We start from the raw sequence: 22,598 nt of genomic DNA on the forward strand, positions 1-22,598 counted from the left end.
CAAAGGGCAGGTATAGCCGTACTCGTAATAGACCTCAAAAAAAAGAAAGATATGAGAACGAATACAGACCAGTCGTCTTCCCCCCTGCAACACCTGATTAGCAACCCATCCGAGATTCTGAACGTGGTGAAGAACCCAGGCAGGTATGGGATGGACATCTACAAAGGATTGACCGTAAAGCAACAGCAGTACGTTTTGTTTGCCGCAGGAGCCGGCCTGATTGCATATGCGCTATACCTGGGCAGGGGCAAAAATCAGGGCTAAAAACCTAAACATCTAGTAGTTAGACCCGTATATACAAGTACAATAACAATGTTATCGTTCAGACGGGTGACAAGCCCGATTTAAAGCTTTTAGAAGCTTTCGGAATTAGCTTCCATGTTTGTACGAAGCATGAAAAGAAAGACCTGCCTCACGTATACCGTAAGGCAGGTCTTTCTGTGTCTAGGCATGCTTTACCTCTATCTTTTCTTCTTGCCCTTGTTGCTCATCCTGTCCTTATGGCTTGCTGTTTTGAGCTGTTTGAACTCCTCGTTTGATACGACAACAGTATATTCCACCGAGGAAAGGATGTGCTGCTGCTCCTCTTCATCGTACACCAGCAGCACGGATAGCAGCTTGTTCTCATTGAGCACATAATCATCGCCCTCCTTGTCGTACACCACAAAATCGTACTCGCCTTCCTGCAGGTGCTTGTCGGCCTTGCGGGCCAGGCAGTTGCCTGTAATGACGATTGGCGTCTCCAGGTCCTCCACCAGGTTGAAAGGTTGGTAGTACTTGCCGTCCTTCTTGTAGGTGACGTACTCCACTTTGTCTAGGGAGAGTGCTATACCTGCGTGGCGGTCTTCCCGCTTGCTTTTGATGTCCAGTATGTTGCCTGTCAGTTTCATGTCTCGCTGTGTTTTGGAGCCGGCTTGGCTCTTGCCCCCTGCGTTTGCCCCGGATAGTTAGCTGCAAAATTACGCTTAAATTTTAATGCCATCCCTTTAAAATACGGCTTAACTTTGTGTAGGAAAGGGAAGCGTGGCGCCTGTGGAGCAGGTGCCGCCAAATGAGCCGAAAAATGTCTACTGCTGATACAAACGATTTCTTCATACTGCAACGGAGCACCTCTGACATCAAATCGGAGCTGCTGAACGAGTATTTCCGGGCCTGGTGCGCCTCCTGGCTGCAGGGGCAGCGCTATAAGTCCAACCCTGCCCTGGCCTTCATTGACCTGTACGCCGGCGACGGCAGCAGCGAGGACGGGAAGCCGGCCACATCCATCCGGATTCTCAACAGCATATTCGGGGCTACCGACAAGTTCAACCTGAACAAAATCGTGCGTACCTTTTTCAATGACGAGAAGAAGTCCGTATCCACTAAGCTGAAAGACAAGCTGCAGCAGCTGCCTTACTATGCTGATTTGGTGCACAAACCCGTGTTCCTGCACGAGGAGGCGAACTTCAGTCTGCTCGCCAAGCTGCTCGGCAACGACACTCCCACGCTGCTATACCTGGACCCTTTCGGGTATGAGTTCTCGCAGCAGCTGCTGCTGCAGTCCATCCGCCGTTTTGGGTTGGATTTGTTCATGCTTTTCACGCCGGCCCGGCTGCGGGCGGCGGTGCAGGGGGCAACCGACGACAGCCTGGTGGCGGATATTTTCGGGCAGGAGAAACTGATTAGAATACGTGAGTTCTGTGAGCGCTACCCGGATGCTGGCCAGCGCGAGGATTTCATGGTGGATACCTTTGAAGAAGTATTTCGGGAGAAGGACTACAAGACTTTCCGTTTCAAGATAAGCCTTCCCAAGAAAAACCAGACGAGCCACTACCTGTTTTTCGTCTCGAAGACGGACGCCGCTTATATGAAAATGAAAGAGCTCCTGCTCATGTACAGCGATTACCAGGAAGACGGCGTGCCTTTGTTCGGTGCTAACATCAAGCATCAGCTCTCCCTTTTTCAGGAGCAGTACCGCTTCTCCATCAAGAACCTGGTGGCTGACCTGGCCACGAAGCGAAGCTATTATGACAACCTGCCGCTGGACAGTATATACCGCCACCACAACATCGGCACAAACTATATCCGGGGAAATTATCAGGAGGCGTTCGCACAGCTGAAGCAGCAGGGACTGGTAGAGGCCATTAACCCGGTCACACGGCAGCCTATGCGGAAAGTAGCGTTTACTTCGTTGATTGGGTATAGATAGGAGGTAAAGGTGGGTAAGCTTATCGATGCATCGATTGCTGCTGTATCTCTTGCTGCAACATCATCTGATGGGCCCGTTGAGTTATTTCATAGCTTCGCCTGTGCGGCGGGCACCTACTTTTCGTCTTGACACAAAAAGTAGGCAAAAAAGTCAAGACGCTCCAAACTCGCTGAACGCTCGGACAGTGGAGCGCTAAGTGGTGCACCTGGCTGTTGTCGCTGCTCCGTAGCAGCGGTGGAGTCTCTCCCCTTGAGGGGAGTCAGAGGGGTGTTAAGGCTATACCTGCCAGTGTTCTGTAACAGCTACTACAACGGCTATACCTGAAGAGCAGCTATGGCAGAAAGTCCCCCTTTGAAGGGGGCAGGTGGATGTAATCGTTCCAAATTCCCCTCCTTGGATAAGGACGGACCAAGGGTGGTTGGGCTTGGCTTTTGCCTATACCTATACCTGTGTCTCTACCTTTATTTCCTTCCTTTTTCTGTCATTCCGGCGAAAGGAGGAATCTGTTAACATTACTGCCGCCGGTGCGAGCGCAGCGGGACCGGGCGGTGAAAAATGGGAGCTGGTTACAGAAGGACTCACAAAAAGCCGCATCTGCGCTGGCGCTGGATTCGCGGCCGGTAGTTTATAAGTTTCCTCCTTCCGTCGGAATGACAATAACGACTGTCAGGAGTCGTGTAAGGCAGCGCATTCTTTGAGGAAATTGCCAGAACCAGTACCTGAAAATCTAGACAGATACATATGCAAAACCAAACCATGCAACACCCTAAACTCTTTATGCTCATGCTGGGCTGCAGGCCAAGTGGCCGCAACACAGAGCAGCACGACATGTTCTTCGGCATAGGCGAACAGGTGAAGGACCTGGTGCCAGCTATCAAGGCCTTCTGGCCAGAGGCGAAAGGCAACATCCATGTGGACGCCTGGCGGGAAGTGACACAGGTAAACGGGTACAGCATCGCCGTAGTGCCCAGGGAAGAAAGCGCAACGACAGAAAGCACTGGAAAACTCTTCTTCCTGAACCTGGGCGGGTACAAGCCCAACGAGTTTGACGAGTTCCACTACAAGATGCTGGCCGTGGCCACCGACCAGGCAGGAGCCGTGCAGCAGGCCAAACAGACCGCCTTCTACAAGCACACGGGATTCAAAGGAGCCACCTCACACGTGGACGACAAATTTGGGGTGGATGTAGACGAACTCCACGAGGTGAAGGATATTCTGCCCGAGGACGTGAAGCAGCATTACAGCCTTCTGGTCAAGCCCAGCGAAAGCAACGAAGAGGACGAGATGCGCCTGGGGTACTTCCAGCTGCACAAGTTATAAGAAACACCTTTGCCTGATGTTGTACCTGGCGGTAGAAGGGAACATGAGTAGCTTTGCTGCGTTATAAGTGGGAGTGGTTTAAATCTAAACATGAAAGCTATGAACAGAGACTTTGAAAATAACAATCAGCAGCGCAAAAACCATTACGCCGATTTTGACCAGCATGGCAACGCCCGCACCGGCAACACTAACAGCCTTTCCCGCTACAACCCCGACGATAGAAATGACAGTGACGATGGCCGCTACCATCCCGACAACAGACGTAGCCACAACCAGCGTCGGCACGAAGACTTTGGCCACCATGAGCGCAACAGGATGACTTCTGATGCCCGTGCCTATGGCGATTTCAGCGGAGGCACACGGTATGGCGAAGGAGGCAGCACCTATGGCGGCGGCTCCGCCTATGGGCCATCCAACTACGGGCTGTCGGGCGACCAGCGGCCGAGCCATCAGGGCGGTGACCGGAACTACTACGACCACAACGACCACAGCCGCCAGAACTACGGCCGCTCAGGCGGTAACAACTACAGCGGCAACATGGACCGTGACAGAGACTACCGGGGCACAGGCTATATGGACGACAACCGCGACCGCTCCGGCTACCGAAACGAAGGTAGGGACAACCGAGGCTATGACCGCAGCTTCGACAGCTTCCGAAATACGGGCTACGGCTCATCTGACTACAACAACCGCGACAGAGACCGCGAACGCAGCGCCTACAACAACCGCGGTTACGGCCACCAGGACAACAGGCCAAACCGCCAGAATGAGCGCAACAGAGACCGCGATGACCGCAACTGGTAGCCCTAGCAGGTATAGCAACCTGTGACAGGTATAGCCAAAGCCGGCCGTAGTTCCCATGGGGGCTGCGGCCGGCTTTTTTCATGTAGTTACTACGCTTGTTTCTCAGATTGCAGCCGTGACTCGGGCATTTTGTAACAGGTATAGCCACGTCAGGATAACAGTGTTGCCATTAACCGGGAGAAAGTGCTTATTTTAAGGGCATGAAACCCTATATCACCAAATTCACCCTATTGCTGGTATGCGCGTTGTTGCATACTGCCGCCTGGTCTCAGTCTGTCCCGGATAAGCTGGCAGCCGCTTTCAAAAAATTTGAGGAAGACCCACAACTGCGCAACGCCATCTCCTCGCTGTATGTGCTGGATGCAAAGACAGAGCGGGTCGTATTCGATAAAAACGGCCGGGTAGGCTTGGCGCCAGCTTCCACCATGAAAATCATCACCAGCATCAGTGCTTATGAACTGTTGGGCAAGGACTTCAGGTATGAGACGAAATTCGCGCTGCGCAACGGAAAATCCCAGCCGGCGCTGCTGATACTGCCGAGCGGCGACCCCACCCTGGGCAGCTGGCGCTGGCCCCTCACAAAGGAAAGTACAGTACTCCGCGGTCTCACGGAAGCCTTGCAGCGCACTGGTGTGAAGTCTGTCAGTGAGGTGGTGGTGGCCAACGAGGGATGGAACGAGGAGACCGTGCCGGATGGCTGGATGTGGCAGGACATTGCCAACTATTACGGGGCAGGCCCGGCCAAGCTCAACTGGCGCGAGAACCAGTATGACGTCCTTCTGAAGTCGGGCAAACAGCTTGGTGACCGGGTGGCCATCGTGAAGACGGTGCCCCGACTCTACGGGTACGAACTGCGCTCCGAGCTGACGTCAGCAGCGGCCGGCACCGGCGACAATGCCTTCATCTACTTCCCATTGGGCGCGGCTACGGCTGCCATCCGAGGAACTATACCTGTGAACGAAAGCAGCTTCAAGATATCAGGCGCCTTGCCATCGGCCGCTAACCAATTTGTCAGCACGCTATCTGATACACTGGCGTCGGTAGGTATACAGGGTCCTCAGCAGACCACCCTGCAGCATAGCCCAATCCCGCAGGAGAGCTATACCTTGTTCCATACCATTACCTCGCCGCCACTCGATAGCCTGGTGTACTGGTTCAACCGCAGGAGCATCAACTTGTACGGAGAGGCACTGCTCAAGACAATCGCCTACAAAAACTACGGCAGCAGCGATTCTGACAAGGGGCTGGAGAAATTACGCCAGCACTGGCTGCAGCTGGGGGTGCCCGAGACAGAACTGAGCCTGGTGGATGGATCAGGGCTTTCGCCGCTGAACAGGGTCACGACGCACGCGCAGGTGCGCCTGCTGCAGCACGCGCGCAAGCAGCATTGGTTCGATGGTTTCTACGCCTCGGTGCCGGTATTCAACAGCATGAAGATGAAGAGTGGCACCATACGGGGAGCAAAGGGCTTCAGCGGCTACCACAAAGGGAAAGACGGCCGCGAATATGTGTTCGCGTTCCTGGTCAACAACTACAATGGCTCTGCCTCGGCGCTGGTGCAGAAGATGTATAAAGTGCTGGATGAACTGAAATAGCGTTTAATTCTAAAAGCAAAAGCCCCGGAGAAATCCGGGGCTTTTGTATGAATGGGACTTACTGGCCCCTGTCGGTTTCAACTTTACTCTTTCTCGTTGCCAAGGCCTTCGTTGCTCTTGTGCCCCTTCAGGGTGCTAGCGTTCGGCTGGTTGTTTCGGAACTCCTTATCGGTGCTGTCTGCTCCGCGCGTGGTGGTGGTAGGGTTGGCGTTCGAGCCCTGTGGACTGTTGTTGTTCGGTGTGTCCTTGCCCTTCTTGGCGCCACCGCTGCTGCCTTCACGGCTCGGCTTGTTCTCGCCGCGGGTGTTGTCCGCGCCGCCGGCCACAGGTCCGGTTTGCTTGCCTTTTCCCAATCCGCTTACGCCTTCACCTTTTCTGGATTCATTATCCGGTTCGATATTTCTGTTGTTGCTGCTCATCACGTTATCCTTCTAGTTTGTAAAACATTCTAAACATCCCTGGGTTGCCCCTGGGTAGGTAATTTGTACGGAGGATATCAGGCTTTGGGTTAAAAAAGAGTGCAAAACGTACGGGCTTCCCTTTTTCTGCTGGGAAAAGGACTGGAGGCATTGAGAAGTCTATTGAATATAGCATAACACGATGTTTAGCAGGCTTTTCAGCGTGTTCAGGAGCTGCAAACTTTCTTTGGAAAAGCGAGTTAAAGGAAGTACGAACCGGGGGGATTTCTTCCGGAGAGGTTCCCATTCCTGGTTTATGAAAACGCACCCCTTTCTCAAATTCTTCCTGCTGATTTCGGGACTGATACTCTTATTGGTTCTGGGAGCTTTGCTGTTGCTGCCCTGGCTTTACCAGGAGAAGGCGCCAGCCTACCTGAGAGCAAAGGTCACCAGGGGTTCTGACATCGTTTTGGCGCCTTTCCAAACCGAGATTTCCAGCTGGAAGAACTTCCCCTACATCACGGTTTCCTTACACAATGTATCTTTGGTTGACACCACGCAGAATGCTCCATTCGAGGTGCTACGGGTAAAGCATGCGGAGGCGCTCGTTCCGGTGCTACAGCTGCCATTTGGACCTATCCGGATAAAAGAAGTGCGGCTGGAAGGCATCACTTTCCACCAGCGGGTGGACTCAGCCGGAAACAAAATAAGCCTCAATTTCAAGAATCAGGATAAGAAGGATAGCTCCAGTAATACTGCGCTCTCCATTGAGCGGATTAGCATTCAGAATATGCAAGTGCTCAGTGAAAACGAGTTCAAGGAAAGCGCCTTTTCCCTTCAGTTACTGGATTCTGATTTAGCCGCTGAGGTGAAGGATAACATGCTGCATCTGACAGGTGGGCTGAAGGGAAAAATCAACTACATCGCCAGCCGTGACCTACGGCTTTTTCAGGAAAGAGATTTTACAGCCGATGCCTCCTATACCTTTGATTTCATCAAAAAGCAGGGCAGTATACAGCAGTGCATAGCCATGTTGAATGGAAACGAAGTGATGATTTCCGGCACACACCAGAAGGCCGCTGCAGGCACCGGCTCCGTACTGGACCTTCACTTCAAAGGGAACCAGCCGTTTTTCTTTTTGCTGAACCAGATGTCATCCGTCCGGTCCATACCTTTGCTCAAGCAGGTGGAGAGCGAAGGCCGTGTGAAACTGCACTACCACATTGCCGGCCACTCCAGCCCCACGCAGCGCCCCCGGAACAGACTCTACTTCGATTTGCAGGATGGAAAACTCTACTGGCCTACTACGCGCATCGCTCTGACGCACCTGCAGGTGGCAGGCCAATTGGACAACGGTCCGCAGCACTCCCCTGAATCAAGTTCGTTCACGCTGAAGAACCTGTCAGCCCGCTCTGGAAACGACAGCGTGCAGCTACGCGCCACCATCACTGACTTCACGAAGCCTTTTGTGGATGCGCACATCAGCGGGCGCTATACCCTGGACAGCCTGGCTCAGGTACTGCCACCTGATTATATCTCGCTTCCGCAAGGCACGCTCGCCGGAGACGTGGCCATCAAAGGCAACCTGCATGCCGATGCGAGTCGTGCGAAGGGCGACGATTTGCAATGGCAGGGGGCGGTGAGCCTGCACAACGTGGCTTTTCAGCCGGCCAAGCTGACGGTAGCCTGCACCGAACTGAACGGCGAGGCGAAACTGGCGGGCAACGAGCTGCGGCTACAGCAGTTGCGGGGCAAAATAGGAGGGAAGGCTTTTGCCATGGATGGCTCTGTGAAAGATGTGATGAACTACCTGCTTGGTCAGCAGAAAACCGTGACCATAGCTGGCGCAGTCAGGCTGGAACAGGTAAATTCGGATTGGATAAAACTGGAGCCAGCTGCCAAAAACAGCGTCCATAAACAGTTGGCAGCTAGTCCGAAAGCTGTCTCCACCGCGATACTTCCAGGTTTCCTCCGGCTCAACATGCGTCTGGAGTGCGCGCAACTGGACCTTCCATCCACCTCAGTCCACAACCTGAAGGCCAGGATGCGGAGCAACGGCAAACAGTTGACGCTCTCCGACATCGGCTTGACGACACAAGGTATAGCCATCAACGGCAATGTCTCGGTTCCGAACGACAGCAGGCGATTGCAGGCGGCTAACATACAGCTATCCGCGCGGTTGGACTCCCTCGACCTGACCGACATGGAGCAGGTAAACTCCTACATGCATGCTACCGGCGGAGGCAAACCAGGCAAAGCGGCAGAGAACGATGGAATGGCATATTTCATGCCCCTGCAGACGGCAAAGTTGTCCATGCACGTCAGGCACATCAACCTGCCAGGCGAGGAAGACCTGGAAAACCTTTCGGTGCGGCTGCGGAAAGACAGGGGACACATCAAGATGCAGGACATGCGTTTCAACACCTCGAGAGGAGGTGCAGCCACAGCCTATGGCGGGTTCCATCTCATCAACTCAAAAATAAGCAGGCCCTACCTGGACGTGACCATGCAATATGGCTTTGTGGACCTGCAGGCATTCATGCAGAACCTGGCTGCACTCAAAACGCTGTTACCGCCTGCCGAGCCTGACTATGCGGCGGCAAAGGCGAACGGGATAGGGGAGAAGCTTCGGGAGAAAGTGTATGATTTAGGCCTTCACGTACAGGCGGAGGAACTGAAGTATGAGTACCTGACCGGGTCCAACCTGGCCATTGACGCGCGCATGGACAGGGAACAGGCCCAACTGGATAAGCTATACCTGAACGCCTTTGGAGGAGCGATTTACGCTCACGGCATCATGTATCTGAACGAGCCTTCTGATACGGTGCCGGTCAGGCTGCAGGCACAGGTGCAGGACATTGACCTAAAGAAAGTGTTTGCGTTTGCCGAGCAGATGGAGCTCGATGTGCTGGGAAGTCAGAATATTGAGGGAAAGGCAGACTGCAACCTGGCTGTCTTCACAAAACTGGATGGAACGTTTACACCGAGCTTTGACCGAACCGTGGCCTATTCGAGGGCGAACTTCCGGAGTATGGAGCTGATAGATGTGAAACCCATTCAGGAGGCGCTTGGCTTCATGCGAAAAGAGCGGACGGAGCACTTATACTTTGAGGATGTGGAAGCTGATTTTGTGCTCCACAAGAACAGATTCATTGCGCCTGGGTTTAGCCTGAACAACAACCTGTCCGCGTTCGATTTGCGGGGGTCCTATACCATGAAAGGGAGCGCCAGCCTGAGTCTGGACATCAACGTGCTGAACATCCTGTTCGGCAACAACGAGCGCCGCATAGAGCAGATACGGGAGGACTCCCTTTCCCTCAAAAACAACCCGAGCAGGCAGCACCTGTTGCTGGTGCGGGAGCAGGAAAAGTACAAAGTCAAACTCAGCAACCGCAAGGAAAGAGAAGACATTTCGCTGGTGCTCCGCAACGAGTTTCTGGATGTGCTGAAGCATTACCAGATTGACACCGCCTTCACGGACATCAAATAGATTACACCTCCTTTTTTAGGTATTTCTCAATTGCCCTTTAACAGAAAGGCGGGCTGTGATTCCGGTTTGCCGTGCCTGTACCATCAGAAGGAGGTAAGTAATTGGTTTTGATTAACTTAATCCATTCATCAGTCGTTTAGGGGTTTATATGAATATTCGTATAGCAATTGTTTATATAGTAACCACTCTCACTTCATAAGAACGAACTATGGAAAGATTTCTGGGACCTTATAGCCCGCAGCTGTACGCCATACTGCGCATCGTAGCTGGGTTGATGTTCGCCATGCACGGCACCCAAAAACTGTTTGGCTGGCCCGGCGACGGCAACACTGTGGAACTGGCCTCGCTGATGGGCTTCGCAGGCATCGTGGAACTGGTGACGGGGCTGATGATTGCCTTCGGCTTCCTGACGGGTTGGGCTGCCTTCCTCGCCAGTGGTCAGATGGCGGTAGCCTTCTTCATGGCGCACTTCCCTGAGCACTGGAACCCGCTTCTCAACAAAGGCGAGGTGGCGTTGCTGTACTGCTTCCTGTTCCTGTACATGGCTTCCCGCGGGGCCGGCATCTGGAGTGTGGACGCCGCCATGGGCCGGGGCCAACGGACCACTGCCGACGCGCACCCGCGCTATACCTGATTTCTTTTCAGTTCACATCTGCTTGCTTTGTAGTCCATGCCTGTGGAAGGCCTGAACCAGCAGCGCTTTTGTTTCTTCTAAAGCCGGATGCAGGTATAGGATAGTTCTATACCAGTGATGACTTGCCAACAAGCCGCACCTGAGACCGTACAACTAAGCTTTACTCCATTTCGAAAGCAAGAAACACGTATGGCAGAGACAACAGCATTCAATAAGACGTATACGATTGGCGGCGACCTGACCGTGAACAGGATGGGCTTCGGCGCGATGCGCATCACGGGCGAGGGCATTTGGGGACCTCCCAAAGACAGAGAAGAGGCCATCCGGGTGCTGCAGCGCACCGTAGAGCTGGGCATCAACTTCATCGACACGGCCGACAGCTACGGTCCCAACGTGTCAGAAGAGCTCATAGCCGAGGCACTGTACCCTTACCCCAAAGACCTAATCATCGCCACCAAGGGAGGGCTCACCCGCACCGGCCCGGGCGTATGGCCCATCAACGCGCACCCCGATTACCTGCAGCGGGCGCTGGAGGGAAGTCTGAAACGCCTGAAGCAGGACCGCATCGACCTCTACCAGTTGCACCGCATCGACCCGGATGTGCCCTATGAGAAAACACTGGAGTTCCTGCAGCGGGTGCAGGAGGAGGGACTGGTCAAACACATCGGCCTGTCGGAGGTGAACGTGGATCAAATCCAGAAGGCGCAGCAGTATTTCCCGGTGGTGACGGTGCAGAACAAATACAGTGTGGACTTCCGGACGAAATGGGAGGACGAGCTGACGTTCTGTGAGGAGCAAAACATCGGCTTCATCCCCTGGAATCCCATCAACGCGGGCAACGTGGGCGCCATCAGCAAATTGCAGGAGATAGGAAACAAGTACGGTGCCACGGCGCACCAAATCGCCCTGAGCTGGCTGCTCCACCGCAGCCCCAACATCCTGCTCATTCCGGGCACCTCCAAGGTGAAGCACCTGGAAGAGAACTATGCGGCGGCCTCCATCGCACTATCGAAGGAGGATTTGAACGAACTGGACAAGATAAAGCAGTCAGAGAAGTAAAACATCTGTTGCTGCAGAAACCTGTTTAGTATACAACTTTAAGAAAGAGCTGCTCTGGTCTGGTGACCGGGGCAGCTCTTATTGATGTACAATTTGATGTAAAATGACGAAGCAGCATCCGGGAGAACGGTATGCAGCGTTAGCAGGTATAGCAAAGGCTGCGTATACCTGCCTATGTTACGCTGGAAAGACATCGTGTACTACGCCAAGTACAGCAATCCGGAGCCTGACCGTAAGGTGGAGAAAACAGAGGAGGAGTGGCGGCAACAACTCACGCCGGCGCAATACCGAATCCTGCGCGAGAAGGCCACCGAGCCCCCGTATCGGAACACCTATTGCCGCTCCTATGAGCCCGGCAGCTATACCTGCGCTGGCTGTGGCAGCCTGCTGTTCAATGCCACCGAGAAGTACCACGCTATCTCCGGCTGGCCCAGCTTCACGCAGCCCGCCGCCCGGGGAGCCATCCGCTATACCTTCGACGACAGCCACCGCATGCAGCGGATAGAGGCCATCTGCAATGTGTGCGGCGGACACCTGGGCCACGTATTCCCCGACGGCCCGGAACCTGGCGGACTGCGCTACTGCATCAACTCCGAGAGCCTGAACCGGATAGCCTAAGGAACGGCCTTGCTATACCTGAACTTGACATTCTGATAAGGCAAGCCAGCAGGTATACGCCTTGCACCTATACCTGCTGGCTACCTTCGGATTCTCCCAATCAGGCGTTGTATATCGGCTCGGTGCCGGTCTGTTCTTCTGGTGTGTAGGTATAGCTGACCATCCACTGGATGCCGAACTTATCGGTCAGCATGCCAAAGTAGTCTCCCCAGAAAGCCTTCTGCAGCGGCATGGTCACCTTCCCACCTGCCGAAAGGCCCTGGAAGAGTTTGTCGGCCTCGGCCTCACTGTCGGCATTGATAGCCAGGGAGATGTTGTCGCCCTGGGTTAGTGTCTGCCCCATCGATTCCAGGGCGTCAGTTCCCATCAGCATATTGCCTTGGCCTATCGGCAGCGCCACGTGCATGATTTTCTCCTGGTCCTCCGATGAGAGCTTGTCGCCCTCCGGTGTGTCCTTGAACCGCTGCAGGGCCAGGAATTCCCCGCCGAACACGGATTTGTAAAATCGAAAGGCTTCTTCGGTGTTTCCCTTGAAGTTCAGGTAAGGATTCAATGTAGCCATAGTCTTATGATGGATTAGGGTTATAATTTATTTACTGCCGGAGGCCAGGTAGCTTTCCAATTGGTCAAGGGTGCCGGCCAGGCCCTGCTGCAGTGACCCGATATTCTCCTCGAACGTCTTCCGTTCTTCGGCGGTCGCATGCAGGGGTTTGCTGCGCTGGGTGAGGGTGGTTTTGCCGTCTTGCTCAGTAAAGGTGAGGGTGTTGTGTATCTCCAGCGGCCAGGCCTCGCTGAATGGCACCCGGCTTATACCTCCCGCCTCATCCGAAAAGGAGCTGATGTACACGATGCGCTCCGGCTCCACCAGGCTACTGAACACGAACCGGCCCCACATTTTCTGTCCATCCGGCAGGTGCAGGACGTAATGGAAAAGGCCGCCGGGGCGCAGGTCCAGCCGGGTCACGCCCAGCTTCAGGCCCTTTGGTCCCCACCATTGCTCCAGTCGTTGCTGTTCCGTCCAGGCCTTATACACCAGGTGGCGCGGCACATCGAACACACGGGTTATGACGAGCTCGCGTGTCACGGTTTCAGACATAGTTTTATTCATAGTTTCCATGGTATAGCGTGTTTAGTTAGTTGGTGTATCGGTTATGGCTGCTTCCTTTTTTTCAACGAGTTGGCGTATCTGCTGCAGGGCTTTCTCCCAGGCAAGGGACATCTGGTCAAAGTATTCCTCCGACATATCCGACTCAATTTCGAGCCGCGTGCGGCCATCCTTTTCAATCAGGTAATAGGTCTCGCGGCCGCCCTGCACCTGCCGGGCCTCTTCGCTCGCATAGTCCTCCACGCCGGCAATCACCATCCCTTCATATTCCACCTCAATCGCCTCGTAGGGTCTGCTGACCGCCACCCGGCCTATCATGCCGCTGTTGCTCTTGTCCTTGAACACGACCTTGCTGCCCTGCCTCCAGCCCGTCTCTGCATAAGAGCCTTCACTGAACTCGCCTAGCCACAGTCGGTTGAGGTCGTCGTTTACCAGTACTTCCCATACCTGCTGGCTGGGCGCTTGTATCTCAATTGATTTCTTGATTTTCAGCGTTTCCATCGTTTTGTTTTTTAATTTAATTTCCAACTAACAGGCTGTCCTTCAACCTGTGTCATGCAAACATACAGGGAAAGTGGCAGGAACAACGGGTGAAAATCCGGCAATGTAAGGGGTTGATTGCGACAGTATTTCTCTATACCTTGAGTACAGGGAGAAGGTATGAAAAATATTCTGAAAATACCGTAACAGGTTATCAAGGCAGAGCGGGCGCTACTAACCATTAGCAGATGAACGATATGAAACATATATCCATACTAGTGCCGAAAGGAGCCATCCTGGGCAGCGTAGAAGGTCCACGCCAGGTTTTCACGGAAGTGAACAAACTGCTGCGCAGCATGAACAGGCCGGCCTTGTTTGAGGTGCAACTGGTCGGTCTCACAGAGCAGGTCTCGGTGGCTGGCGGCATCTACACCGTCTATACCGATACTGTCACGCAGGACATCGCCAAAACCGACCTCATCATCATCCCGGCCCTGGACGGTGACCTGGCACAGTGCCTGGAGCATAACCGTGCCTTCGTACCCTGGATTACAGAGCAGCACCAGCAAGGGGCGGAGGTAGCGAGTCTGTGCGTCGGGGCTTTCCTGCTGGCCTCCACCGGCTTGGTGACGGGCAAGCAGTGCGCCACGCACTGGATGGCGGCCCATGAGTTCAGGAAGATGTTTCCGGAGGTGCACCTGGTGGAGGACAAAATCATCACAGATGAGCAGGGCATCTACTCCAGCGGCGGCGCCTTCTCCTACCTCAACCTGATTCTATACCTGATTGAGAAGTATGCGGGCCGCGAGGTGGCCGTGTTCATGTCCAAGGCCTTCCAGATTGAGATAGAGCGCCGCAGCCAGTCGCCGTTCATTATCTTCACAGGGCAGAAGGAGCACGGCGACGAGCAGGTGAAGACGGCCCAGGAATACATCGAGCAGAATTTCCAGGAGAAGATAACCGTGGACGAACTGGCAGACATGCTGGCATTGAGCCGCCGAAACCTGGAGCGCCGCTTCAAGAAGGCCACCGCCAATTCCATCGTGGAGTACATCCAACGTGTGAAAGTCGAGGCCGCCAAGATGAGCCTGGAAACCTCCCGCGAGAACGTGAACGAGGTGATGTACAACGTCGGCTATAGCGACCCCAAGGCTTTCCGGACCACCTTCAAGCGCTTCACAGGCCTCTCGCCCCTGCAGTACCGTAGCAAGTATAACCGCGAACTGGCGGTATAGCCACCTGCTCCCTTTAGGAAATCGTGCTCATCTCCGGGGTATAAAATTCATCTATATTGCTAATGTAATTAGTAACATAGATGAAAAATAGTATCTATTTTCAACTTTCGTTTCAGTATTGCGTAAAATATTAGCAAAGCAGAAACAAACGTTATGAAACTGAAGATAGATGAAAAGCCATTTCTGCCGGAGGGACGGCATGTGGTCAAAGTAACTGAAGTGGAGGAAGGCAAAAGCGAGAACAAGGAGATTCCGTTCATCAACTGCCGCCTCGAGAATGAAGATGGTTTCGTGAACCAGCGCTTCTACCTGAGCGAACCCGGGCAGCCGATTCTGGCCTCTTTCCTTAAGGCTTTAGGTATAGACAAGACCGAGGTCGACACGAAGGAATTGAAAGGCAAAACCCTGTCTGTGGAAGTGGAGGAACGCTCCTATGAAGATGCCGAGGGCAAGGAGAAGACCATCAAACAGGCCACGCACTTCAGGGAAATCGGCAAGGCCGACACCTCCGACAGATTCTGATAAACCCAGTTAAATCAAATATAGAAAAGGAGCCTCGTGCTCCTTTTTTGTTTCTGAAGGTGTAGCGGAGGCAAAGGATGAACCCGTTGTGCCGTATGGTAGGTGTAGGTATAGCAAATAGAAACCGGAGGAAGGATGACAGAAAGAGACAGGCATACGTCAGGCAGGCTGACGGTGCAAGCAGGCAAATCTTCAGGGGAGGAAGAAACGAAGACAGGGGTGCAGCGGCTCGGACTGGACTCGGAGCGTGACGGCTTCCTTTACATACCGCAGCACTATGCCAAAAGCAAACCCGCTGCCTTGGCGGTGATGCTCCACGGCGCGGGTGCCCCCGCCGAACAGGGCCTCTCCCTGCTCCGGAGTTTTGCCGATGACAGGAACATTATCCTGATAGCGCCTGCCGCTCGCACGTACTCCTGGGACATCATCGCCAGCAAAGCTTTCGGGCCGGATGTTATCTTCATCGAACAGGCGCTGGCGCATGTCTTTGGCAGGTATGCCATCGACCCGGAGCGCGTGGCCATCGGCGGCTTCTCGGATGGCGCTTCCTACGCCCTCAGCCTCGGCCTGACCAACGGCGACCTGTTCACCCATATCATCGCCTTCTCGCCGGGCTTCGCCTATACCTTGCATACGAACGGCAACCCCGCGGTATTCCTCTCGCATGGCATACGGGATGCGGTGCTGCCTATTGACCCCTGCGGCCGGCGCATCGTGCCGCAACTGCAGCATCAAGGTATAGAGGTGCGCTACACAGAGTTCGACGGCGGGCACGAGATTCCGGCGTCAATTTCCCGTCGGGCAGTGGATTGGTTTACCGGCACCGATGAATAAGCGAACACAGCCCACCGGTATACCTTGGCAGGCAAAAGCAGGAAATTTTACTTGCAGATGTTGCCCTTGTTCAGCAACAGGATGACCCGCACAATTTCATGGGCCTGCTGCGCGTCCAGGTCCAGGGCCGAGTAGAGGTACTGTATCAGCTCTTCTTCCTTCTCCTGCACCACGCAGTCGGCGAGCACCAGTTGCACGGTCTGGGCAAAGAGGGTGGGCTTGTTGTCCGGTGCTATCTTGTCCACGGAATTGTCAATCAGGACTTTGCTGCCGGCCTGGGTATGGGCGTAGAAAACCTTCCGGCTATACGCCATCACATCGTGGCCTTCAAACAGCTTTTTCTCGGCGAGCGCTTGCGCCAGCGTGTCCAGTTCAACGTCCGACACATCATCGTCCACGGCGATACAGGCATGCATGATGGCAATCCAGGCCTCCTGTTCGTTCTCGGGGGCGTAGGTATAGGCGGGTGATACATCGGTTCTTCCTGTGGTGTTGAAAACTCCTTCCATCCGTTCAAATTTTTGGCTCCTTTCTACATACTTGGTGTGGTACGCATTTGTTTAGTAGGAGCGGGGCCTGCCGTCGTCTTCCTGGGGCACCCAGTTGCTTTCCAGTACATCGTCTTCCTCCTTGCCCAGTATATAGCCATAGGGGTTGAGTTGCGGCACACGGTCGAAGATGATTTTGAGGCTGGCGAAAAGCGGCACGAAGAGAATCATGCCCGCTATACCCCACAGCAGGTTCCCCAGCAGGATGACCGCGATGGTGGCCAGGGGGTTGAGCTTGACCCGGGAACCCGTGATGTAGGGTGTAAGCAGGTTGGCCTCCAGTACCTGCATCACCATAAAAAAGACCAGCACCGCCACCGGATACCAAAATGAATCCTTGGTGAGCAAGGCGAACGCAATGGGGAAGGCGATGCCCAGGAAAGACCCGAAATAAGGCACGATGCGCAGCAGGGCCGTGATGATGGCAAACAATAGGGCATGCTCCAGGCCAATCGCCCAAAACCCCAGCGCATACGCCACGCCTAGTAGAGAAATGACGGTGAAAGTGCCCTGGAGGTAATCGTGGATGATGCGGGAGATGCGGGCAAGGGTGACGCGCGACTCCTTCCGGCTCTGGAACAGACGCAGCCGGACGAAGAAATTCTGTATCCGCTGCTGGTAAATGAGGAAAAAGAAGGTATAGGAGAGGATGATGAAGAGGAAAAGCAAAATGGAAAGCGCCTGTTTCACGAAATCCCGCACGCTTTTGAACACCGCCTTCGCAATGTCCGGCTTCTTCTCCTCAATGATTTCCTCCTGCTCGTAATGCGAGAGGTCGGTGGTCTGGTAGAGTATCCGCTGCAGCCTGTCTGCCTTTTCCGTCACCTTGCCCTCCAGCCGCGGCAAGTCCGTCTCCAGGCTCTTAAGTTGGTAGTAGATTATCAGGCTCAGGCCAACCAACACGGCCAGCAGGAGCAGGATGGAGAGGAGGGCCGCCACCGATTCCTTCACGCCATACCTGCGCAGCCGGTGCACCAGCGGGTAGAGGAGCATGGCGAAAAACGCAGCGATAGCCAGCGGCAGCAGGAAGGGCTTGCCCAGGTATAGCAGCACTGACACCAGCACGATGGAGAGCAGGTTCTTGTTGAGCCGACCCAGATTGATTTGTTTCGTGTTCATCCTTGCTGAAAGGTAAGCGCAAAAGCAGAAAGGATGTTAAACGTATTTCTAAGGGATTTATACGTGTTTGTCAGGCAACCACACCTTCAGGCGAGGCTTCGTAAAGCGGCTCACATTGCCACCTGTTCCACCTTCGCCAGCACCTGCGCCAGGGCCTTTTGGTAGTCCGGGTTTTCGTTCATGCCGTTGTGGCCTTGCCCCTTTAACAGAATCACCTGATCAGTGGGCTTCAGGTGCGCGCGCAGTTTCTCGGATGAACCGGGGTAAATGATTTCGTCCTGCTCGCCATGGAAAAGTGCGATGGGCGCTTGGGTCTGTTCCAAAAACCGGAAGGTATCGAACTTGTATTTGAGAAGAAAGCCAGGTATGATTGGGTATAGGCGCTGCGCGAGGTCGCCCAGGCTGTAGTAAGGGGCCTGCAGCAGCAGGAGCATCGGCATGTTTGTGGCAGCTAGCATCGCTGCGGCCCCGGTGCCGATGGAGTAGCCGGCTACCACGATACGCTCTTCGCTATACCTGTTTTTCAGGTGGTCGTAGGCAGTCTGTGCATCCTCGTAAAACTGCTTTTCACTGTTTATGCTCCCTTCGCTTTTGCCATAGCCCCGGTAGTCGAGCACAAACGTGTCGTATCCCAGGTCAGTATAGGCGGGCGCCGCATTCCCCCAGGAATCCACAGAGCCGGCGTTGCCGTGCAGGTAGAATACAAGGCCTTTGGGTTGCGGCACTGTGAAGAGCAGTCCGTGCAGCTTCATGCCATCCTGCGTCGGTATGTATACCTCCTCAAACGGCTGCCCAAACCGGAAAACGTGTTCCTGGGGCAGCTTATCAGGGAAGAAAATCAGGTTCTCCTGCTGGAACGACAATAGACTCATAAGCGACAGGTATAGGATGAACAGTACGGCTCCGATTTTAAGTAAAGTAGTGCGCAAAGTGGTCGGTTTAGGACATACAGTTAATCATGTTCATCCTGTACAGGCGCAACGGGCTTCTGGGAGGCCATCTGAGACCTGACGTACTTCTCGATGGAGATGATGACCAGCAGCACCACACCCGCACCTGCTATGCGCAGCAATTGCATGGCGTCCAGCGGGCTTGAACCAAACAGCGTGTGCATCACCGGCACGTAGATGAACAGTGCCTGGAACAGGAGCATAGCGGTAATGCCATAGTACACCCACATGTTGCTGAAGAAACCTATCTGGCTCATGGGCCGGATGAGCGAACGGCAGTTAAGCAGGTAGAAAGACTCCAGCACCACGAATACCGTCGTCGTGACGGTCTCTGCCTCGGCCCTGGTAGCCCCATTTTCTATCTCAAACAGGTATAGCCCGTACGCAGCCACTAATAGGAGCACGCCTACTAGCAAAGTGCGCATGACCAGGTCTTTGGTGAGAATGGGCTCCTTGGCAGGGCGGGGCGGCCGGTCCATGATGCCTGGTTCACGAGGTTCAAAGGCAAGCGTGAGCCCCAGCAGCACGGTAGTGGTCATGTTAATCCAGAGGAGCTGCACAGGCTTAATCGGCAGTTGTGAACCCAGGACAACCGCTGTCAGGATAACCAGCCCTTCCCCCAGGTTGGTAGGCAGCGTCCAGGCAATGAATTTGGTCAGGTTGTCGAACACCCCGCGCCCTTCTTCCACGGCTCCCTCAATGGAGGAGAAGTTGTCGTCGGTCAGTACCATGTCAGAAGCATCCTTGGCCACATCGGTGCCGGTTATACCCATGGCAATGCCGATGTTCGCCTGCTTGAGGGCGGGGCCATCATTCACGCCGTCGCCTGTCATGGCCACGATGCGGTCGCGGGCCTGCAGCGCCTTCACCAGCCGGAGCTTCTGGTCCGGGGCCACACGAGCAAACACGGAGGTCTGCAAGGCCACCTCCTCCAGTTCGCTGTCCGGAATCTGCTGCAGTTCCTTGCCTGTCAGGGCGACCAGCTTGCCGTTTTCACGACGGCCCTTCAAACCGATTTGGGTGGCGATGGCGGCTGCTGTCGCGGCGTGGTCACCGGTAATCATCTTCACGTCTATACCTGCCTGCTGGCACAGCTTCACGGCCTCCACCGCCTCTTTGCGGGGCGGGTCAATCATTCCCTGCAGCCCAAGGAACACAAGGCCGGACTCGGTGTCGGCATGCTCTATGTCGGTCATGCCGTCGGGCGCCTCCGCCATGGCGAAGGCCAGTACGCGCAGCCCTTCGTTGGCCATCTGCTCCACTTGCTGGTTGATGGCGTGTTTGTCCAGTTCTCCCGGCTCGCCGCTAGGCAGCATGGCCTGGTGGCAACGCTCCAGCACCGCTTCCACGGAGCCCTTCAGGTAGATGGCGCGGCGCTTGCCTCCGTGCAAAGTGGCCATGTACTGGTGCTCCGACTCGAATGGGATAGCGTCCAGGCGCGGCTGCTCCTCTTCCAGCTGTTTCCTGCTGAAGCCGGCCTTGCCAGCCGCCACCAGCAGCGAGCCTTCCGTAGGGTCTCCTTCGATGGTCCATTGACCTTTTTTCTCCTTTACTCCGCTGTCGTTGCAGAGCATACCGGCTATAAGACAATTCTCCAAAGCTTTATTCGAGCCCAAATCAACCGGCTGTTCGTTGTGCATAATCTGCCCGTCGGGGCGGTAACCTAGCCCTGTGACAGTATACAGCTGATTGCCTGCCACAAGTTGCTGCACCGTCATCTGGTTCTCGGTGAGGGTGCCCGTCTTGTCGGAGCAAATGACATTGGTGCTGCCCAGCGTCTCCACGGCCACCAGTTTGCGGATGATGGCCCTGCGGGCGGCCATTTTGGAAACCCCCAGCGCCAGCATGATGGTCACGGCCACCGGCAGGCCCTCGGGTATGGCGCCCACCGTCAATGCCACGGCTATCATAAAGGTGTCGCCCAAGTCTGAGCCCCGGAAGGCCTCCACGGCGAAAACGGCTACGGCGAGGCCCAGTATCACCCACATCAGCAGCTGGCTGAACTCCTTTATTTTTTTGGTGAGCGGCGTCTCCAGGTTCTGGGCACCGGCTATGGAGGTTTGTATCTTGCCCACTTCGGTGCTGTCGCCGGTGGCCACTACCACCCCTGTGCCTTGCCCGTAGGTGACAACCGTGGAGGAGAAGCCCATGCAGAAGCGGTCGCCCAGCACATCGTCCGCCGCGACTGGCGCCGTGCCTTTCTCCACGGCTACGGACTCTCCTGTTAAAGCCGACTCGTCTACTTTCAGGTCCCGTTGTTTCACCAGTCGCACATCCGCCGGAAACTTGTCGCCTGACTGCACCAGCACGACATCGCCGGGCACCAGCTCCTTGGCATCTATATCTTGCCTGCTTCCATTTCGGATGACGTGTGCCCGTGCCGACATGCTCTTAGACAAAGCATCAATGGCTTTCAGCGCCTTTGATTCCTGTAGGTAGCCGATGATGGCGTTGATGAACACCACTCCGAAAATAACGATGGCATCGGTATACTCTTTCAGAAAGATAGTGACTACCGTGGAGGCCAGCAGGATGTAGATGAGGGGTTGGTGGAACTGGAGCAGGAAGAGGACCAGGGCACTCTGCCGTTTCTTTGGGGTCATGACGTTGCGGCCATACTGTTCCTGTCGCCGCTGCACGTCCGCATCCGTTAGGCCTTTGGTAGGCGACACCTCCAGAACTTTGAGCACTGCGCCGGCCTCCGTACTGTGCCAGGAGTGGTTCTTGCTATCGGATAGGGAGCTGCTTCTGCCTGCTGTTTTTTGTTCCGTTATGCGCATGGGGAGTCGGTTCTAAGCATCAAACTTTCTTATAGTCTTACGGACTGTGCCGGTAACAAGCTACAGCCTGGTGCCTAGCATAAAGCCGTGGCCTGTGTGAAAATACGGCAAGAGTTTGTGTGTGCCAAATGATGAGGGTCACCCAGAGACGATGCGCCTGTCAGCAGATGGAACAGGCCTGAGCAAAATGCAAAAAGCTGCCTCCAGACGGGAGACAGCTTTTATACAACTATGAATAGACGCTACGGCTATAGAAACTCCTGATTGTTATGTACTGGTTGGAGAGCTATACCTTCCCATGCACGGCGGCAGGCGCTGTCCTTTTTTTGCCCCAGGTATACCTGCGGGGCTGCACATTTTTACCCACCACCATGATGAACTTTAAGGCACGGTCTTTTCTCTTTTCCAGGGTCGCCAAGGCTGTTTTCAGGCTCTCGGATGCATCTGCCGCTTTTTGCTCTTGAAGCTGGTAATTCCGGTAACTAGGCCCCACTTCTGTCTCCAATTCTCTGACAAACTCCCTGACTTCCAGTTCACGCATACAGGCCACTTCGTTCAGATAGGCCACTTTGTAGCCACGTGCACAGATTCTGTCTGCCGCAGAGAGGGCTGATTCAAAGTCTTCAAACCCTAACAGCACATACCCTGTCTTCAAATCCATGTATTCCATTTTTACTGAAAATTAACCTAAGCTTTCATTACTCACTTCCTAAACATTATACCCTATGTTGGGCAGATAGATGGGACAGGGGCGTGCAATTAGGTATTAATCGAATGAAATGAGGGTAAATACTCAACGAAGGGAAATTACTGTAGGCAATACGGTTCTAAGTGATTTGATAAGCATGAAGCTGCGGTTTGGTACCAGTTAACTGTGGAAATACGGAAACAAAATCAGTGTTTTTCTGTGAATGATTGG

Annotated in this window: 22 protein-coding genes; 12 read left to right on the forward strand and 10 right to left on the reverse strand. The window is 54.5% G+C overall.

Annotation, left to right across the window (positions count from 1 at the left end):
* Positions 1-51: 51 nt before the first annotated feature.
* Positions 52-264 carry a hypothetical protein gene (locus tag B051_RS0113455; protein WP_018478731.1) on the forward strand — a complete coding sequence of 71 codons (213 nt, stop codon included), beginning with the start codon at positions 52-54 and terminating at the stop codon, positions 262-264.
* A 197-nt stretch (positions 265-461) separates the two neighbouring features.
* Here B051_RS0113455 and B051_RS0113460 read toward each other — a convergent pair whose 3' ends face one another.
* Positions 462-890 carry a hypothetical protein gene (locus tag B051_RS0113460; RefSeq protein WP_018478732.1) on the reverse strand — a complete coding sequence of 143 codons (429 nt, stop codon included), beginning with the start codon at positions 888-890 and terminating at the stop codon, positions 462-464.
* A gap of 173 nt (positions 891-1,063) precedes the next feature.
* On the opposite strand from B051_RS0113460, the gene tcmP reads away from it, so the two are divergent.
* From tcmP to dacB, 4 genes are all read left to right on the forward strand, one after another.
* The gene (gene tcmP / locus B051_RS0113465; protein ID WP_157578859.1) at positions 1,064-2,188 is read left to right on the forward strand and encodes a three-Cys-motif partner protein TcmP; all 1,125 of its coding nucleotides are present in this window, start codon (positions 1,064-1,066) and stop codon (positions 2,186-2,188) included.
* A gap of 741 nt (positions 2,189-2,929) precedes the next feature.
* Positions 2,930-3,508: a DUF1543 domain-containing protein gene (locus tag B051_RS0113470; RefSeq protein WP_018478734.1), complete on the forward strand. Its 579-nt coding sequence runs from the start codon at positions 2,930-2,932 to the stop codon at positions 3,506-3,508.
* A 99-nt stretch (positions 3,509-3,607) separates the two neighbouring features.
* Positions 3,608-4,312 (forward strand): hypothetical protein, encoded by a 705-nt coding sequence (locus B051_RS0113475; RefSeq protein ID WP_018478735.1) that lies wholly within the window; start codon positions 3,608-3,610, stop codon positions 4,310-4,312.
* 200 nt (positions 4,313-4,512) lie between these two features.
* Positions 4,513-5,907: a D-alanyl-D-alanine carboxypeptidase/D-alanyl-D-alanine endopeptidase gene (dacB, locus tag B051_RS0113480; RefSeq protein WP_018478736.1), complete on the forward strand. Its 1,395-nt coding sequence runs from the start codon at positions 4,513-4,515 to the stop codon at positions 5,905-5,907.
* Positions 5,908-5,990: 83 nt separating this feature from the next.
* On the opposite strand, the gene B051_RS0113485 is transcribed toward dacB, so the two are convergent.
* Positions 5,991-6,326, reverse strand: coding sequence for a hypothetical protein (locus B051_RS0113485; protein ID WP_018478737.1), 336 nt, complete (start codon positions 6,324-6,326; stop codon positions 5,991-5,993).
* A 295-nt stretch (positions 6,327-6,621) separates the two neighbouring features.
* Between B051_RS0113485 and B051_RS0113490 the strand changes: the two genes are divergently transcribed.
* From B051_RS0113490 to msrB, 4 genes are all read left to right on the forward strand, one after another.
* A complete protein-coding gene (locus B051_RS0113490) occupies positions 6,622-9,795 on the forward strand; it encodes an AsmA family protein (protein ID WP_169336213.1) in 3,174 nt (1,057 codons plus the stop codon).
* A gap of 208 nt (positions 9,796-10,003) precedes the next feature.
* Positions 10,004-10,429, forward strand: a complete 426-nt coding sequence (locus tag B051_RS0113495; RefSeq protein ID WP_018478739.1) for a DoxX family protein — start codon at positions 10,004-10,006, stop codon at positions 10,427-10,429.
* 189 nt (positions 10,430-10,618) lie between these two features.
* The gene (locus B051_RS0113500; RefSeq protein WP_018478740.1) at positions 10,619-11,488 is read left to right on the forward strand and encodes an aldo/keto reductase; all 870 of its coding nucleotides are present in this window, start codon (positions 10,619-10,621) and stop codon (positions 11,486-11,488) included.
* Between the two features lie 174 nt (positions 11,489-11,662).
* Entirely contained in the window at positions 11,663-12,106 is a 444-nt protein-coding gene (gene msrB / locus B051_RS0113505; RefSeq protein ID WP_018478741.1) for a peptide-methionine (R)-S-oxide reductase MsrB, read from the forward strand.
* A gap of 100 nt (positions 12,107-12,206) precedes the next feature.
* On the opposite strand, the gene B051_RS0113510 is transcribed toward msrB, so the two are convergent.
* The 3 genes from B051_RS0113510 to B051_RS0113520 are packed head-to-tail and all read right to left on the reverse strand — an operon-like array spanning position 12,207 to position 13,712.
* Positions 12,207-12,668 (reverse strand): VOC family protein, encoded by a 462-nt coding sequence (locus tag B051_RS0113510; RefSeq protein ID WP_018478742.1) that lies wholly within the window; start codon positions 12,666-12,668, stop codon positions 12,207-12,209.
* 27 nt (positions 12,669-12,695) lie between these two features.
* Positions 12,696-13,223 carry an SRPBCC domain-containing protein gene (locus B051_RS0113515; RefSeq protein ID WP_033316875.1) on the reverse strand — a complete coding sequence of 176 codons (528 nt, stop codon included), beginning with the start codon at positions 13,221-13,223 and terminating at the stop codon, positions 12,696-12,698.
* A gap of 12 nt (positions 13,224-13,235) precedes the next feature.
* Positions 13,236-13,712 (reverse strand): SRPBCC family protein, encoded by a 477-nt coding sequence (locus B051_RS0113520; protein ID WP_018478744.1) that lies wholly within the window; start codon positions 13,710-13,712, stop codon positions 13,236-13,238.
* Between the two features lie 236 nt (positions 13,713-13,948).
* Between B051_RS0113520 and B051_RS0113525 the strand changes: the two genes are divergently transcribed.
* The 3 genes from B051_RS0113525 (at position 13,949) to B051_RS0113535 (ending at position 16,282) form a co-directional block, all read left to right on the forward strand.
* Positions 13,949-14,926 carry a GlxA family transcriptional regulator gene (locus B051_RS0113525; RefSeq protein ID WP_026236394.1) on the forward strand — a complete coding sequence of 326 codons (978 nt, stop codon included), beginning with the start codon at positions 13,949-13,951 and terminating at the stop codon, positions 14,924-14,926.
* A gap of 153 nt (positions 14,927-15,079) precedes the next feature.
* A complete protein-coding gene (locus tag B051_RS0113530) occupies positions 15,080-15,448 on the forward strand; it encodes a hypothetical protein (RefSeq protein ID WP_018478746.1) in 369 nt (122 codons plus the stop codon).
* Positions 15,449-15,583: 135 nt separating this feature from the next.
* Positions 15,584-16,282 carry an alpha/beta hydrolase gene (locus B051_RS0113535; RefSeq protein ID WP_018478747.1) on the forward strand — a complete coding sequence of 233 codons (699 nt, stop codon included), beginning with the start codon at positions 15,584-15,586 and terminating at the stop codon, positions 16,280-16,282.
* Between the two features lie 47 nt (positions 16,283-16,329).
* Here B051_RS0113535 and B051_RS0113540 read toward each other — a convergent pair whose 3' ends face one another.
* From B051_RS0113540 to B051_RS0113560, 5 genes are all read right to left on the reverse strand, one after another.
* The gene (locus B051_RS0113540) at positions 16,330-16,791 is read right to left on the reverse strand and encodes a tellurite resistance TerB family protein (protein WP_018478748.1); all 462 of its coding nucleotides are present in this window, start codon (positions 16,789-16,791) and stop codon (positions 16,330-16,332) included.
* Between the two features lie 51 nt (positions 16,792-16,842).
* The gene (locus B051_RS0113545) at positions 16,843-17,949 is read right to left on the reverse strand and encodes an AI-2E family transporter (protein ID WP_018478749.1); all 1,107 of its coding nucleotides are present in this window, start codon (positions 17,947-17,949) and stop codon (positions 16,843-16,845) included.
* A 110-nt stretch (positions 17,950-18,059) separates the two neighbouring features.
* Positions 18,060-18,878 carry an alpha/beta hydrolase gene (locus B051_RS0113550; protein WP_245539629.1) on the reverse strand — a complete coding sequence of 273 codons (819 nt, stop codon included), beginning with the start codon at positions 18,876-18,878 and terminating at the stop codon, positions 18,060-18,062.
* A 23-nt stretch (positions 18,879-18,901) separates the two neighbouring features.
* Positions 18,902-21,679 carry a cation-transporting P-type ATPase gene (locus B051_RS0113555; protein ID WP_018478751.1) on the reverse strand — a complete coding sequence of 926 codons (2,778 nt, stop codon included), beginning with the start codon at positions 21,677-21,679 and terminating at the stop codon, positions 18,902-18,904.
* A gap of 286 nt (positions 21,680-21,965) precedes the next feature.
* On the reverse strand, positions 21,966-22,340 hold the full coding sequence (locus B051_RS0113560) for a hypothetical protein (RefSeq protein WP_157578861.1): 375 nt from the start codon (positions 22,338-22,340) through the stop codon (positions 21,966-21,968).
* Positions 22,341-22,598: the final 258 nt, after the last annotated feature.

It is taken from the genome of Pontibacter roseus DSM 17521 (assembly GCF_000373265.1).
Lineage (GTDB): Bacteria > Bacteroidota > Bacteroidia > Cytophagales > Hymenobacteraceae > Pontibacter > Pontibacter roseus.